Consider the following 14,566-nt stretch of genomic DNA (forward strand, 5'->3'; position numbering starts at 1 on the left):
GTCGTCAGTTCCGGGCCGCGCGGCGGCGGATCAGCAGGACCGTGCCCGCCCCGGCGGCAAGGGTCGCGGCAGCTGCGCCCGCCAGGGGGAGCGTCGACCCGGAGCCGGTGTTCGCCAGGCCGCCACCGGTGGTGGAGGCGCCCGAGGTGCCTGCGGAGCCGGTCGTCGCGGAGCCGGTACCGCCCGTGGAAGTGGAGCCGCCGGTGGCCGCGCCGCCGGCGCCGCTCGTGGAGTCGGAGCCACCCGCTGAACCGGAACCACCGGCGGACGACGTCGAGCCGTCACCGCCCGTCGTACTGCCGCCTGCCGAACTGCCGCCCGTGGAGACGGAACCGCCCGTCGAGTCACTCCCGGTGTCCAGCAGAAGCGTGGCGCTGTCGTTCTTCTTGTTCTTGTCGTAGGGGCGCGCCTCCCCCTGGAGCGACACGGAGACCTTGGCTCCGGCCACCGCCTTGTCGATGCGCAGCGTGAAGGCCCACGCGTCGGTGAAGCCCGCCTTCACATAGGACGAGCTGTAGGGGTAGCAGCTGTAGCTCCCGGGCTCGACCTCCTTGCAGCGGTTGTCCTTCTTCGTCACCGTCGTTCCGGCAGGCACCTTGACCAGAGCCGTGACCAGCGGCGCGACATCGTCCTCGTAGTGGTACACCCAGCCCGGTCCGGCATTGGTGAACTTCGCCTCCAGCGAGACCGCCTTCCCGACCCGGCCGGTCTGCTGCGCCGACACCTGGAAGTCGGCCGTGTTCACCACGTTCACCTCCAGATCGGAAGAGTCCCACTGGTCCTCACCGGACCGGGACGGGTGATCGCCGTCGCCCACCGGAGTGGTCGAGGGCAGCTCGGCCAGCTTCACCGCAGGTCCGGTTCCGGGGAAACTGTGGATGGGCCCTCCTTCGGAGGGGTCCATGCTCCGCCTGCTGTCGTAGGTGCTGACCATCACGGAAGTGCTGTCGTTCAGTGCGTAGTCGAGGACCTTCAACGACAGGGTCTTCTCCGGGGCGTAGATGCCACCGGCCTTCACCGTCTGGTTGAACTCGCAGATCACGAGGTTGGCGTCGGATTCGATGTCGCGCCCCACGCGATCGCAGTTGGAGGGCAGCTCCGGGATGGCCAGCCCGGCACCGACGCCATAGCTCAGGTAGATCTTGTCGAGAGCCTTGGCGCCCTTGTTCGCAAAGGTACCGGGCAGCTCGATGCTGCTGCCGATCTTCACGCCGTCGAGAGGCGTCACCTGTCCCAGCAACAGGTCTCCCGTCGCGGTGCCGCCTTCCGCGGAAGCCGGAGCCGCGGCCATGACGATCAGGGCGACGGCGCCGACCGCGGCGGCGGTCCTGCGCAGCGGGCGGAAGCGGTCGGCAACAGTTTCGGACATGGGCGATCCCTTGCAGTGGAGCGATGGATGCGTACGGAGGAACTGCGGGAGAACAACAGTTCCGGTACACGAGACACCCCACGGCGTCGCACGGTTGTACGGCGCCGACGGCGGAGGCGGTCCGCCCCCGGTCGCGACACGCGGCTCCGCACACCTCAGGACGGCGCTCAACCCCCGGGGCTCAAGCTCCGAGATCCGAGCGCTCTTTCAGCGGAATGGGTGGCGGCATTGATTCCCACCCACCCTCCCTACCTGCCGGGTTGACTTTTCGCGACCGACTTGCGACAGAGGGTAGCGACGCTCTAGCGTCAGCCGGGACACGACGGCCCCCGCCGGTGCACAAACACCGAGCAGGGGCCTGACCAGGACGATCGAACGGACGATCTCATGGCTGCCCGCCAGTTTAGTGCTGCCCCCGTTTCCCCGCCCGGCCCCGCGCCCACGCTCGGCCATCCGATGGCGAATCCCGGATACGGCAAGCGTTCGGCACCGGACCAACGCCCCCGCACCGGACACGACTTCGCCCATCTCCTCGCCCGTGACGCCGCCGTCGCCGCGTACATCGACGGGCTGTGCGACGGCGCCGACATCTCCGTGAAGACCCTCGCCAAAGTGCTCCCGTACGGGCAGTGCGCGCTGCGGACCTCGCTGAACCGGCTCCAGGAGGCGGGACATCTCCGCCGGGGCAGTGAGTGCGTGGCGACCGAGGAGGCGCTGCTCTGGGTGACGCGTACGTTCTTCTCCCGTACCGCACGCGACGACGAGTGGTGGGCGGCGTACACCCGGGGCGACGTACCGCAGACGCCCCAACGCCCCACTCGCTCACGGTCGTTCATCCTGCTGGCCGCGCTCGGAGGGACCGCCCCCGCGTTGACGTTGTCCGAACGGAACTGCGTGACGCTGGAACCCCGGGTCAGTGAGTGGTTCGAGCGTGGCGCCACCGAGGCCGAGGTCATGTGCGCGCTGACCCAGGGGCTGCCGGTGAAGGTCTACAACCCGGTCGCCTTCGTCGGCCGGAGACTGCTCGACAAACTGCCGCCCGCCCGCGTCGCCCCCGCCCGTGAGGTCGTCCTGCGCACCCTGGAATGCAGCGAGTGCCGGGCACCCGGCAGCCCGGAGGCTCTGCGCGGCGGCGTCTGCGGGAGGTGCCGCGGCAACCCCGGCGACACCCCCAGGGGCCCGGCGGGGGCCGTGCCCGTGCAGGGCGTGCGGGCCCGGATGAGCGCGGTGCGGGCGGGGCTGGTGCCCCGGTCGGAACGCACCCCCCGGTGACATGCGCTGCCGGCATCGGGTCCGGGGTGGCCTGGGGCATCTCCTCGCTGCCCACGCATCCGGGTACTCGGGCGAACGTGAGGCCGGCGGCACCTGGTCGGGCCGGGACGTACCGTCTCAGGCCCTGTCATCCTGGACCCATGGGAGCCATCGAGCCTGACTGCGGGCTGTTGTCGGCGGTCAGGGACGCAGAATCCGCTTCGTGGTCGGTGAGGGCCGCAGCCGGCCGACGACTTGCCGCCTCGACGGAACTCGCGGGCTTCGCCCACGTCCTTGGTCATCTCCTCCTCGACGACCAGGACACAGGAGTGATCCAGGAAACTGCCGAGGCGCTGCTGGCCCGACGGGATGCCGGCGGACTGCGCACGGTGCTGGCCGCACTCGCTCGCGCGGCGTCGACCGACGCCCTGGACGAGCTCGGCGCGGCCGTGGACTGCAATCCCCTGTGGATGACCGCGGAAGGCACGGCCCGTCTCCTCATACAGCTCCAGGAGCTGGCCGCCGATGACGACGCAGGAGTCCGGAGCGAAGCCCTGCGAATCCTGGCTCCGATTCCGGAGGCACCGGACGAGTGATCGTTCTTCCGCCGGCGCCCGAAGCAAGGGCCGTCTGCCGGCACCCGAAGCAAGGACCGTCCGCCGGACCGACAGCAGGCGGTGGACAACGGCCGCCGTGCGGGACGGGCGGCCGGACCCGGCTCGTCAGACGGACGCCAGGCAGGGGCCGGATCGGGCAGGACGCGAGCCGAGTGCGGGCGCCCGGCGCTCAGCTGTAGTAGGCGATCTTGTCGTCGAGCACCTCCATGGCCCGGCGAAGCGAGGTCACGCGCTGCTCCAGGGCAGCCCGGCGTTCGCGGAGGAAAGCGACCCGCTCCTGCGGGGTGTGGTCGGCGCGCAGAATGGCGACGAAATCCCGCAGGTCCGCGATGCCGAGGCCGGCCTCGCGGAAGCACGTGACCAGGCCGATCCAGAACAGGTCGCCCTCGGTGTACTCCCTGCGCCCGCCGGCGGAGCGCCGGATCGGGCCGATGAGCCCTTCACGCTCGTAGTAGCGCAGCGTGTCGATGGACACACCGGCGCGGTCGGCGGCCGCAGCCGGGGCAAGGGTGGTCACTGAGCTCCTCCGGTCACTGCGGTCACTGCGGTCACTGCGGTCACTGCCTCTACCGCGCTTCGGCGAAGCGCGCCACGTGCTCGTCGGTGAGCTGGACACGGCGTGCGGCGAGTGCCTGCTCGATCTGCTCCACCCGGCTCACACCGACGATGGGATCGATTCCCTGCCGCATCAGCCATGCCAGGACGACCTGGTTCCTGGTGGCCGAGAGCTCGCCGGCGATGTCGTCCAGGACCGCCAGCACCCGCGCGGTCCCCGGGTGATCATAGGTTTGCGGAAGCGGCTTGTCCGCTCGCTCGTAGGAACCCCAGATCAGGGAGCTGTACGACCACACGGCAAGCCCCTCCGCGCGTGCGAGGTCGAGATCCTCGGCGGCGAGCATCCGGTGACCGGCCTCCGCGAGGGGGGTGAGCGGGCGTGGCTGGATGAGTGAGTGGCGCAGTTGCAGGGCCGTCCACGGTTCCACGCCCTGTTCCCGGGCAAGTGACCGGGCGCGCTCGACGCGCCAGGCGGCATGGTTCGCCGCCCCGATCCGCAGGGCCACACCCTTCGCGACCAGCTCGCCGAAGGCGCCGACCGACTCCTCCAGGGGCACGGTGCGGTCCTCGGCGTGGGCCCAGAGGAGATCCAGGTGATCGACTCCCAGGCGTTCCAGGCTCTCCTCCACGCCGGCGTGGACGGCACGCGCGGAGAGTCCTTCGGCGCTTGCCGGCCAGGAGTGCGGGACGAGCGGGTTCTGCCGGACCTTCGTCGCGATCCGCACCGACTCACGGGCACCCGGACGGGCCCGCAGCCACGCGCCGATGAGGCGCTCGCTGGCGCCGCCGACGCCGCTGGGGTCGGCCCAGAAGGAGTAGCAGTTCGCGGTGTCGAGCCAGACACCGCCGTTGGCGACGAAGGAATCAAGGATCGCGAAGGCCCGGTCGGGGTCGACGCGCGTGCCGAATTCCATCGTCCCGAGGACGATCTGCGGGGCAGTGGTGTTCATGCCGCCAATTCTCGGATCTGAAGCGCGCTCCAGGTCAAGAGCCTTTGTGACGGGCCCGGTTCCGGGCTTGGCCGGCCCCCCGGCCAAGCCCCCCTGTCAGCTGCCCCTCCGGCGGTTGTCCCCCTGGCAGCTACCCCTCTGCCGGCTGTCCCTCCTCGCACACCGGAAGCGTCAGTGCGGAGTCCGCGTGAAGGGTGAGGCGCACCGGCACGAACTCCCGTGCCTCCACTCTCGGTTCACCTGTCCCCGGGTTCTGCGCATAGCGCGGGTGCGCACCGGCGCTGATCTGCCATCGGATGCGGTGACCTGCGGCGAAGCGGTACGCGGTGACGCTCATCGGGACAGTGACGTGGGCCGGTTCCTCCGCTGACGTACGCAACTGGGCCAGCCCGTCACAGACGTTGGTGGAGTGGCCCGCCGTGTCCACGTCGCACAACCGGGCGAAGACGTCCGCGAACCCGGTGTCCGTGGACGCGCCGACCCTCGCGGAGACCGCGCCCAGCACCGTGACGGGTTCGGTCAGGACCGGGCCGGTGAAGGTGACGACGTCATCGCGGGATTCCAGCGTGCGGTTGTCCCGGGAGCCGGCCGTGAGCGAGAGCAGCGGACCACCGAGGGAAGGGGTGGGGTCGGCCGGGTCGTAGCGGATGGACGTCAGGGGGGCGTTGTCCGTGGGCGGCTGCTGGGTGAGGTGGCCGTCGGCGGTCGGGTACCACGTGGTGGTGGCCGGGGTGAGCGGCCACGCGTCGAGGTCCTGCCAGGCCGCGTCCGCGCCGCCCGTGTGCAGGCGTACGGGGGTCGGGCGCAGCTCCGAGGGGTCGTCGCACAGGTGGGCGCGGAGCCAGGCCAGGCTCTCGGCGAAGACGTCGGGCCACCCCTGCTGCAGGGCGGAGGTGTGGGTCCATGGGCCGACGAGCAGAGCGGATTCACCGCCCGCCGCTCGCAACCGGGCGTACTGCGCGAAGGTCTGGTCGACGAGGGCGTCGTGCCAGCCGGTGACGAGGGCGGTGGGGATGCCGGGCCGCTCGGCCGCCTCACCCACCGATGCCCCATGCCAGTACGGGTCGTCCGCGTCCGGGTGCGTCATCACGTCGTCGAGCCAGGGCACTTCCTGCCCGAGCGCGTCCGTGTACGCCCCCCGGAGCGGGCGGGCGGCGACGATGTCCTTCAGGTGGCGCTTGAGGCGCAGGGTCGCCTTGATGAACGGCAGCATGCCGCGGTGCTGGTACGTCATACCGGCGCCGACGGCGAGCGCGTTCTCCAGGTGGAGCGCGCCGTCCGTGTGGAAGAGGGCGTACGGGTCGTGCAGGCCGACCTGGACCACCATGGCCTTCAGTTCGGGGGGCGGGTCCAGGGCGAGCGCCCACTGGACGTAACCGAGGTAGCTGGGGCCGACCGTGCCCAGGGCCCCGTTGAACCAGGGCTGTTCGCGCAGCCAGTTCACCGTGGCGAGGCCGTCGGCGGCCTCGTTGCGCCAGAGGTCGAAGGTGCCGCCCGAGCCGCCGGTGCCGCGGCAGCTCTGCAGGATCACGTGGAAGCCCTGCTCGGCGAAGAGCATCCCGTACTGGGGGGACCAGGGCACGCCCCGCCCGTAGGGCGAGCGGACGAGGAGGGTGGGGAAGGCGCCCGTGTCACGAGGGAAGTAGTGGTCCGTGATCAGCGGGCTGCCGTCGGCGGCGGGGACCGTCAGGCCCGGCTCCCAGGCGATCCGGTGGCGCCTCGCCGGGAGATCGCGCCAGGTGGCTCGCATCATGCGGGCGGAGAGCGGCGGCTTCCCGGTCGACGGCGTCCAGGCAGGCACGGGCAGGGCGTCGCGCGTGGGTGATGTCATCGTTCGCCTCCATCGCTCATTCTCGTACTGTGTACGAGAATAGACGATGCTTGGATGACTTCGACAGGAGTCGCAGAGGTGAGGAAGGGAACAGCAGGATCGTGACCCGTGCCGAAGGGGCCGGTAGCACCGGCGTCGACCCCCGCGAACTCTGGCTGGCCCCGGACCGGCCCCGCCGGGGGCGCAGACCCGCCTTCAGCCGCGAGGCGATCACGGTGGCCGCCGTCGCCCTGGCCGACACCGAGGGAATCGACGCGGTCACCATGCGGCGGGTCGCCGCCGACGTGGGCGCCGGCGTCATGTCGCTCTACAGCTACGCCCCCGACAAGGAGACCCTGCTGGACCTGATGATCGACCACGTCAACGGCGAACTGCCGGCCTCCGCCCCCCTCAGCGGCGACTGGCGGTCCGACCTCAAGACCATCGGGCACCTTCAGCGCGCCCACATGCTCCGGCACCCCTGGCTGGCCGCCGCCGTGCCCGTCCGCCGCCCCCTCGGCCCCCGCACCCTCGCGTTCCTCGAACACGCCCTGGCCGCCCTGCGCCCCAGCGGCCTCGACGGCGGCGCCCGGCTGGAGGTCTTCGCCCAGCTCACCGCGTTCGTGGCCGGGCACGTGGCACACGAGGTGACCCAGGCCGAGGCTGCCCTGTCGCCGGAAAGGGCCGCCGCGGAGGCCCTCTACCTCGCCGCCGTCGCGGCGGACGGCCACCACCCGGAGCTGGCCGACGCCCTCGCCTCGGCCGGACGGCCGGTCACCCCCGACGCCACGTTCGCGCGCTTCCTGAACCGCCTGGTCGACGGCCTCGACGCGGGGTGACCGGGCGGCCGGACTCATACCGGGGTAGCAGGCCCCGGCCTGCCGACTCGGCACCCGGGTATCACGCGCCCGAGCGGCTCCGGCGGGCATCGTGGGGCATCCGCCGCACACGATGCCCGGCACGGCATCACGAACCGTGCCACCCGAACGGGGAGTTCCAGGTGACCACAGTCCCGCGTACGCGTACCCGCCCCCACACCCACAACCGTCGGCAGGTGCTCATCACCGGGCTCGCGGCCGCCGCTCTGCTGGGGGCGTCGACCGTGCCGTCCACCGCGGCCGGCAACCGGACGCGCTCCGGGGCCGGGGCCAGGTCCGGCGATGCACGCGGCGCTCTACCGACCGCGCAACTGCCGCGCCCCACCGGCCCCTTCGACGTCGGCTCCGCCTCCTTCCACCTCGTCGACCGCACCCGGACCGATCCATGGGCGCCGGAGCTCTCCCCTGACCGCGAGCTCATGATCAGCGTCCGTTACCCGGCCGCGCCCGGCCGGTCCACGCCCCGTGTGCCACAGATGTCCGCCGCCGCGTCCGCGCACTTCGGGGGCCCGGAGGGGGCCGCCGCCCTGAACCTGGGGATGGCACCGGGGACGGTCGACTGGGGCGCCACGCTCAGCCACGCCCGACGGGACGCGCCCGTGCATCCCCGGGCCGGCCGGCTGCCCGTCGTCCTGTACTCCCCCGGGCTCGGGGACCCCCGCACCTGGAACACCGCGCTGGTGGACGACCTGGCGAGCCACGGCTGTGCCGTCGTCACCGTCGACCACACCTACGAGGCCACCGAGGTGGAGTTCCCGGGCGGCCGCCTCGCCACCATGCGGATCTTCGACGGGGCCCCGCCCTCCGACCCGGACGCGGTCAGCGCCCTGCTGCGGAAGGTGGTGGCGGTACGGGTCGCCGACACCCGGTTCGTCCTCGACCGGCTGCCGGAACTGAACCGGACGCGCTTCGGGGACGTACTCGATCTGCGACGGGTGGGGATGTTCGGCCACTCCGCGGGGGGCTTCACCGCGGCCCAGGCCATGCACGACGACCGACGGATCCGGGCGGGCGTCAACATGGACGGGGAGATGGACTACGTCGGCGGGCAGCTGCCGGACGGCAGCCGGCTGAGCACGGTGGCGCTGGAGGGGCTCGACCGGCCGCTGCTGCTGATGGGTACGGAGAGCGAGGGGTCGGGCGACTACCGGCAGCAGCCGTCCTGGGCCGCGTTCTGGCAGAACACCCCCGGCTGGAAGGCGGACGTCACCCTGACCGGCTCGCGCCACGCCTCGTACACGGACGCACAGCTACTGCTGCCGCAACTGGCCCGGCAGGGCGCGGAACCAGGCGGCGGGCTGACGGCCGCGGTCGGGACGGTAGCGCCGGATCGGGCGGCGGCCGCGACCCGGACATACGTCGCGTCGTTCTTCGGGCGGTGGCTGCGCGGCCACGACGACCACCTGCTGGACGGCCCCTCGGCCCGCTTCCCGGAGATGGTCTTCACCCCATAGCCCGGGGGCCCACACACACGACACCGGCCCCCGGGGACGAATCCCCGGGGGCCGGTGTCGTACAGCTGTGCAGGAACTACCGATCCCTCAGGATCAGAAGTCCATGTCACCGCCCGGCATGCCGCCCGGAGCGCCGCCGGCAGCGGCCTTCTCCGGCTTGTCGGCGATGACGGCCTCGGTGGTGAGGAAGAGCGCGGCGATGGACGCGGCGTTCTGCAGGGCGGAGCGCGTGACCTTCGCCGGGTCGAGAATGCCCTCGGCGATCATGTCGACGTACTCGCCGGTCGCGGCGTTGAGGCCGTGACCGATCGGCAGGTTGCGCACCTTCTCGACGACGACGCCGCCCTCAAGACCACCGTTGACGGCGATCTGCTTGAGCGGAGCCTCCAGCGCCAGCTTGACGGCGTTGGCGCCGGTCGCCTCGTCACCCGAGAGCTCGAGCTTCTCGAAGACGGCCGAGGCCTGGAGCAGAGCCACGCCACCACCGGCGACGATGCCCTCCTCGACGGCGGCCTTGGCGTTGCGCACCGCGTCCTCGATGCGGTGCTTGCGCTCCTTGAGCTCGACCTCGGTCGCGGCACCGGCCTTGATGACGGCCACGCCGCCGGCCAGCTTCGCGAGGCGCTCCTGGAGCTTCTCGCGGTCGTAGTCCGAGTCGGAGTTCTCGATCTCGGCACGGATCTGGTTGACGCGACCCTGAACCTGGTCGCTGTCACCGGCGCCGTCGACGATCGTCGTCTCGTCCTTGGTGATGACGACCTTGCGGGCGCGGCCGAGCAGGTCGAGACCGGCGTTCTCCAGCTTGAGGCCGACCTCCTCGGAGATGACGGTGCCACCGGTGAGGATGGCGATGTCGCCGAGCATGGCCTTGCGGCGGTCACCGAAGCCCGGGGCCTTGACGGCGACGGACTTGAAGGTGCCACGGATCTTGTTGACGACCAGGGTCGACAGGGCCTCGCCCTCGACGTCCTCGGCGATGATCAGCAGCGGCTTGCCGGACTGCATGACCTTCTCGAGCAGCGGAAGGAGGTCCTTCACGTTGCTGATCTTCGAGTTCACGATCAGGATGTACGGGTCGTCCAGGGACGACTCCATGCGCTCCATGTCCGTGGCGAAGTACGCCGAGATGTAGCCCTTGTCGAAGCGCATACCCTCGGTGAGCTCGAGCTCCAGACCGAAGGTCTGGGACTCCTCGACGGTGATGACGCCTTCCTTGCCGACCTTGTCCATGGCCTCGGCGATGAGCTCGCCGATCTGGGTGTCGGCAGCGGAGATGGAGGCCGTCGAAGCGATCTGCTCCTTGGTCTCCACGTCCTTGGCCTGCTCCAGGAGGGCGGCGGAGACGGCCTCGACGGCCTTCTCGATGCCCCGCTTGAGAGCCATCGGGTTCGCACCCGCGGCCACGTTGCGCAGGCCCTCGCGGACGAGCGCCTGGGCCAGAACGGTGGCGGTGGTCGTACCGTCGCCGGCGACGTCGTCCGTCTTCTTGGCGACCTCCTTGACCAGCTCCGCACCGATCTTCTCGTACGGGTCCTCCAGCTCGATCTCCTTGGCGATGGAAACACCATCGTTGGTGATCGTGGGGGCGCCCCACTTCTTCTCAAGGACGACGTTGCGGCCCTTGGGGCCGAGGGTGACCTTGACGGCGTCGGCGAGCTGGTTCATGCCGCGCTCAAGACCGCGCCGGGCCTCCTCGTCGAAGGCGATGATCTTGGCCATATGAAGTGGTCCTCCCGGACAGGGGTGGATTTCTCCGGACCGAGAGGCGCCCGCGACGGACGGCCTGCGTGTCTGCCGGTTCCTTGCCCCGACAGACCTGCGGGCCTCACCGGCCCGGTCCAAGTTTCTGTCACTCTCACCCAGAGAGTGCTAAGCCAATAATTAGCACTCGACCCCGTCGAGTGCAAGCGCCGAAGACTCCTTGCGGGGTGGCGGCGGGGCCACGGGTGGGCGAGAGCGTCACCCGGAGTGCGGACGGTCGCGGGGGCGCTCACGGAACCACCCCGGGGCACGCGGGCGGCGCGGCACCCCGCCCCCACGCCCCGGGACGCGCGAAGGGCCCGTACCTCTGGGGTACGGGCCCTCCGTGCGTGAGTAGTGTTGTTGGCCGACCGCGCCGGGCTCAGCCGACGGCGAGCTTGACCATGTCCGCCTGTGGCCCCTTCTGGCCCTGCGAGATCTCGAATTCAACTCGCTGACCCTCTTCGAGGGTGCGGTACCCGTCCATCTGGATCGCACTGTAGTGGACGAAAACATCCGCACCACCGTCGACCGCGATGAAGCCGTACCCCTTCTCCGCGTTGAACCATTTGACGGTGCCCTGAGCCATGCCTAACTCCCCTATTACTGGCCCTTGCACAGGACCGCACTTCGCGGGCCCGGGTCAGAACTCACCCTCCGACAGGAGAGGGTGTGTGCGCCGGAACGCGTCGACCGCGGCCGAATGTATCTGCCCAACTGCCCTCTGCAACAGGTCAATCGGACGAGAAATCTGAGCAGAACCGATCGCCCGAATATGGGGGATTCATGAGATTCCAGGGCAAGTCGGGCCAGGCAAAGGCGACTTATGGCGCAAGGAGCTCGCACACTTTGGCTGCATCTTGTCGTGGCCGGGCGCATTCTCATATGCGGGCGGCACGGGCAGCGGAGGGGACTTCCCACACTGTACCGCGCTCAACCATGCAGAATTGCCCCCTCCGCTTCTCTTGCGGAGGGGGCAACCGTGGTCACTCCGTGAAGTCGGCCCGGCGCCTCTCGGGCCCGGGCCGCGGGCTCAGCAGCCGCCGGCGACGGCCGGGATGATCGAGATGCCGGCGCCGTCCGGGGTGACCGCGTCCAGGCCGCCCTCGAAGCGCACGTCGTCGTCGTTGACGTACACGTTCACGAAGCGGCGCAGCTTGCCCTGGTCGTCCAGGACGCGGGCGGCGATGCCCGGGTGGTCCTTCTCCAGGGACTCGATGACCTGGGAGAGGGTCGCGCCCTCCGCCGGGACCTCGGCCTGGCCGCCCGTGTAGGTGCGGAGGATGGTGGGGATACGGACCTTGACGCTCATGGTGTGCCTTCCTGAAGTCTCGGGTGGTCGAAGGGCGGTGCCCGGCCCGGCAGGGGCCGCCCGCCCGCTTTCTCAGCTGGTGGCGAGGCCCGCGGCGCGGAAGGCGTCCAGGCTCGGGCGGATCGTGGCGCTCGCCTGCGAGGTCGCGGCCACCGCGTCGAGCGTCTTGAGGCCGTCACCGGTGTTCAGGATGACGGTGGTGAGCGCCGGGTCGAGCAGACCGGCGTCGATCAGCTTCTTCGTCACGCCCACGGTCACCCCGCCCGCCGTCTCGGCGAAGATGCCCTCGGTGCGGGCCAGCAGCTTGATCGCGTCGACGACCTGCTCGTCGTTGACGTCCTCGACGGCACCACCGGTGCGGCGGGCGATGTCCAGGACGTACGGGCCGTCGGCCGGGTTGCCGATCGCCAGGGACTTGGCGATGGTGTTCGGTTTCTGCGGCCGCACGACGTCGTGTCCGGCCTTGAAGGCGACGGAGACCGGGGAGCAGCCCTCGGCCTGGGCGCCGAAGATCTTGTACGGCTTGTCCTCGACCAGGCCCAGCTTGATCAGCTCCTGGAGACCCTTGTCGATCTTCGTGAGCTGCGAGCCGGACGCGATCGGGATGACGAGCTGATCGGGCAGCTGCCAGCCGAGCTGCTCGCAGATCTCGTACGCGAGGGTCTTGGAGCCCTCGCCGTAGTACGGGCGCAGGTTGACGTTGACGAAGCCCCAGCCCTCGCCCAGCGGGTCGCCGATGAGCTCGGAGCAGAAGCGGTTGACGTCGTCGTAGTTGCCCTCGATGCCGACCAGTTCACCGCCGTACACCGCGGCCATGACGACCTTGCCCTGCTCCAGGTCGTGCGGGATGAACACGCACGAGCGCAGACCGGCGCGGGCGGCGGCGGCGCCCACGGCGCCGGCGAGGTTGCCGGTGGAGGAGCAGGACAGGGTGGTGAACCCGAAGGCGCGGGCGGCCTCGACGGCGATCGCGACGACGCGGTCCTTGAAGGAGTGCGTCGGGTTGCCGGAGTCGTCCTTGACGTACAGACCGCCGGTGACGCCCAGCTCGCGGGCGAGGTTGTCGGCCTTGACCAGCTTGGTGAAGCCGGGGTTGATGTTGGGCTTGTCCGCGACATCGGAGGGGACCGGCAGCAGCGGCGCGTAGCGCCAGATGTTGTTGGGTCCGGCCTCGATGCGCTTCTTCAGCTCGTCCGGGGAGCCGCTCGGCAGGTCGTACGCCACTTCGAGCGGCCCGAAACAGGACGCGCAGGCGAAAAGGGGGCCGAGTGCGAATCGCTCTCCGCATTCGCGGCAGGAAAGCGCCGCGGCGGGACCGAGATCCACGGAAACTTCGGTGTGTGCTGCAACAGTCTCAACAGCCATGATGGCGAGGCCCTTTCTCCTCATCTTCCTCGCGACGCATTTCGTCACGAGACGGAATTGGCACCTTCCCCACCTGACCTCGCGGTCGGCGGGAGGGTTGCCGGGACTTCAACGGGCCGTTCCCTCTGTCCCTCTGGATGAGCGCTGTGGCACTGGACCATGGATCCAGGCGTTTATCGGCGGACGGACCCCGGCATGCGACGGCCATCTGCGTTGTTCAAGACTGTAACCGAAGCATCGGACTGTTGAGATAGTCGTCCGAACCGCGAGATGGATCACATACAGGGAGTATCGACCGTGCTGGAAGAGGTCGAACGCTGGCTGACCGGGCGTTCCTGGTCAGCCGCCGACCGTCCGCTGGACCGTCTGCTGGATGCCAGGAACGACACGCACGGGCCGAGCGTGAGTGTCGTGCTGCCCGCGCTGAACGAGGCGGAGACGGTCGGGGACATCGTCACGACGATCCGGCGCGAGCTCATGGAGAAGGTCCGGCTGGTCGACGAGCTCGTGGTGATCGACTCCGGCTCGACGGACGCCACCACGGAGGTCGCCCGCCGGGCGGGCGCCCGGGTGGTCCACCGGGACGCCATCCTGCCCCGCATACCGGCGGTCCCCGGCAAGGGCGAGGTGCTGTGGCGGTCACTCCTGGTGACCGGCGGCGACATCGTCTGCTTCATCGACGCGGACCTGAAGGACTTCTCGGCGGACTTCGTCTCCGGCATCGTCGGCCCGCTGCTGACCGATCCCTCGGTGCAGTTCGTCAAGGCGATGTACGACCGGCCGTTCGGTGACACCACCGGTCAGGGCGGCCGGGTCACCGAAATGGTGGCACGCCCGCTGCTCAATCTGCACTGGCCCCAGCTGGCCGGCTTCGTGCAGCCCCTGGGCGGCGAGTACGCCGTGCGCCGCTCGCTGCTGGAGCGGCTGCCCTTCCCGGTCGGTTACGGAGTGGAACTGGGCCTGCTCGTCGACTCCCTGCACACGGTCGGCCTGGACGCGCTCGCGCAGGTCGACGTCGGCGTCAGGAAGCACCGCCACCAGGACGGCCAGGCGCTCGGCCGGATGGCCGCCGCCATCTACCGGACCGCCCAACTCCGCCTCTCCCGGGGCCATCTGGTCCGCCCCGCGCTGACCCAGTTCGAGCGCGGCGAGCACGGCTTCGTCCCGCACACGTACCCGGTGGACACCGAGGAACGGCCGCCGATGCTGGAGATCGAGGAGTACGTTTCACGGCGCGCGGCGTGACTTCGCACGTTTGGGCGGTT

Annotated in this window: 13 protein-coding genes and 1 riboswitch; of the genes, 5 read left to right on the forward strand and 8 right to left on the reverse strand. The window is 70.3% G+C overall.

All coding sequences use genetic code 11. The features are described 5' to 3' along the window. Positions 1-4 precede the first annotated feature (4 nt). On the reverse strand, positions 5-1,369 hold the full coding sequence (locus tag OG538_RS15875; RefSeq protein WP_406094133.1) for a hypothetical protein: 1,365 nt from the start codon (positions 1,367-1,369) through the stop codon (positions 5-7). A 456-nt stretch (positions 1,370-1,825) separates the two neighbouring features. Here OG538_RS15875 and OG538_RS15880 point away from each other — a divergent pair, with 456 nt between their 5' ends. Beyond that, the gene (locus OG538_RS15880) at positions 1,826-2,641 is read left to right on the forward strand and encodes a hypothetical protein (protein WP_406094135.1); all 816 of its coding nucleotides are present in this window, start codon (positions 1,826-1,828) and stop codon (positions 2,639-2,641) included. A 140-nt stretch (positions 2,642-2,781) separates the two neighbouring features. Continuing rightward, positions 2,782-3,216, forward strand: a complete 435-nt coding sequence (locus OG538_RS15885; RefSeq protein WP_406094137.1) for a hypothetical protein — start codon at positions 2,782-2,784, stop codon at positions 3,214-3,216. Positions 3,217-3,406: 190 nt separating this feature from the next. Here the strand turns inward: OG538_RS15885 and OG538_RS15890 are convergent, their stop codons facing one another. The 3 genes from OG538_RS15890 to OG538_RS15900 all read right to left on the reverse strand — a co-directional run bounded on the left by OG538_RS15890 (position 3,407) and on the right by OG538_RS15900 (position 6,573). Next, complete coding sequence (locus tag OG538_RS15890) at positions 3,407-3,754, reverse strand: MerR family transcriptional regulator (protein ID WP_406094139.1); 348 nt, start codon at positions 3,752-3,754, stop codon at positions 3,407-3,409. Positions 3,755-3,803: 49 nt separating this feature from the next. Next, positions 3,804-4,742 carry an aldo/keto reductase gene (locus OG538_RS15895; RefSeq protein WP_406094141.1) on the reverse strand — a complete coding sequence of 313 codons (939 nt, stop codon included), beginning with the start codon at positions 4,740-4,742 and terminating at the stop codon, positions 3,804-3,806. Positions 4,743-4,872: 130 nt separating this feature from the next. Further along, positions 4,873-6,573: a CocE/NonD family hydrolase gene (locus OG538_RS15900; protein WP_406094143.1), complete on the reverse strand. Its 1,701-nt coding sequence runs from the start codon at positions 6,571-6,573 to the stop codon at positions 4,873-4,875. A 101-nt stretch (positions 6,574-6,674) separates the two neighbouring features. Between OG538_RS15900 and OG538_RS15905 the strand changes: the two genes are divergently transcribed. Further along, entirely contained in the window at positions 6,675-7,391 is a 717-nt protein-coding gene (locus OG538_RS15905; protein WP_406094145.1) for a TetR/AcrR family transcriptional regulator, read from the forward strand. 161 nt (positions 7,392-7,552) lie between these two features. Beyond that, positions 7,553-8,884, forward strand: coding sequence for an alpha/beta hydrolase family protein (locus OG538_RS15910; RefSeq protein ID WP_406094147.1), 1,332 nt, complete (start codon positions 7,553-7,555; stop codon positions 8,882-8,884). Between the two features lie 93 nt (positions 8,885-8,977). Here the strand turns inward: OG538_RS15910 and groL are convergent, their stop codons facing one another. From groL to thrC, 4 genes are all read right to left on the reverse strand, one after another. Next, positions 8,978-10,603, reverse strand: coding sequence for a chaperonin GroEL (gene groL / locus OG538_RS15915; protein ID WP_123524516.1), 1,626 nt, complete (start codon positions 10,601-10,603; stop codon positions 8,978-8,980). Between the two features lie 403 nt (positions 10,604-11,006). After that, the gene (locus OG538_RS15920; RefSeq protein ID WP_003967346.1) at positions 11,007-11,213 is read right to left on the reverse strand and encodes a cold-shock protein; all 207 of its coding nucleotides are present in this window, start codon (positions 11,211-11,213) and stop codon (positions 11,007-11,009) included. Between the two features lie 444 nt (positions 11,214-11,657). Continuing rightward, positions 11,658-11,936, reverse strand: a complete 279-nt coding sequence (locus OG538_RS15925; protein WP_148019364.1) for a MoaD/ThiS family protein — start codon at positions 11,934-11,936, stop codon at positions 11,658-11,660. 72 nt (positions 11,937-12,008) lie between these two features. Then, positions 12,009-13,301 (reverse strand): threonine synthase, encoded by a 1,293-nt coding sequence (gene thrC, locus OG538_RS15930; RefSeq protein ID WP_406094150.1) that lies wholly within the window; start codon positions 13,299-13,301, stop codon positions 12,009-12,011. A 17-nt stretch (positions 13,302-13,318) separates the two neighbouring features. After that, positions 13,319-13,445, reverse strand: a riboswitch (SAM riboswitch). Positions 13,446-13,598: 153 nt separating this feature from the next. On the opposite strand from thrC, the gene OG538_RS15935 reads away from it, so the two are divergent. Continuing rightward, positions 13,599-14,546, forward strand: a complete 948-nt coding sequence (locus OG538_RS15935) for a glucosyl-3-phosphoglycerate synthase (protein ID WP_406100167.1) — start codon at positions 13,599-13,601, stop codon at positions 14,544-14,546. Positions 14,547-14,566 lie beyond the last annotated feature (20 nt).

It is taken from the genome of Streptomyces sp. NBC_01013 (assembly GCF_045162765.1).
GTDB lineage: Bacteria > Actinomycetota > Actinomycetes > Streptomycetales > Streptomycetaceae > Streptomyces.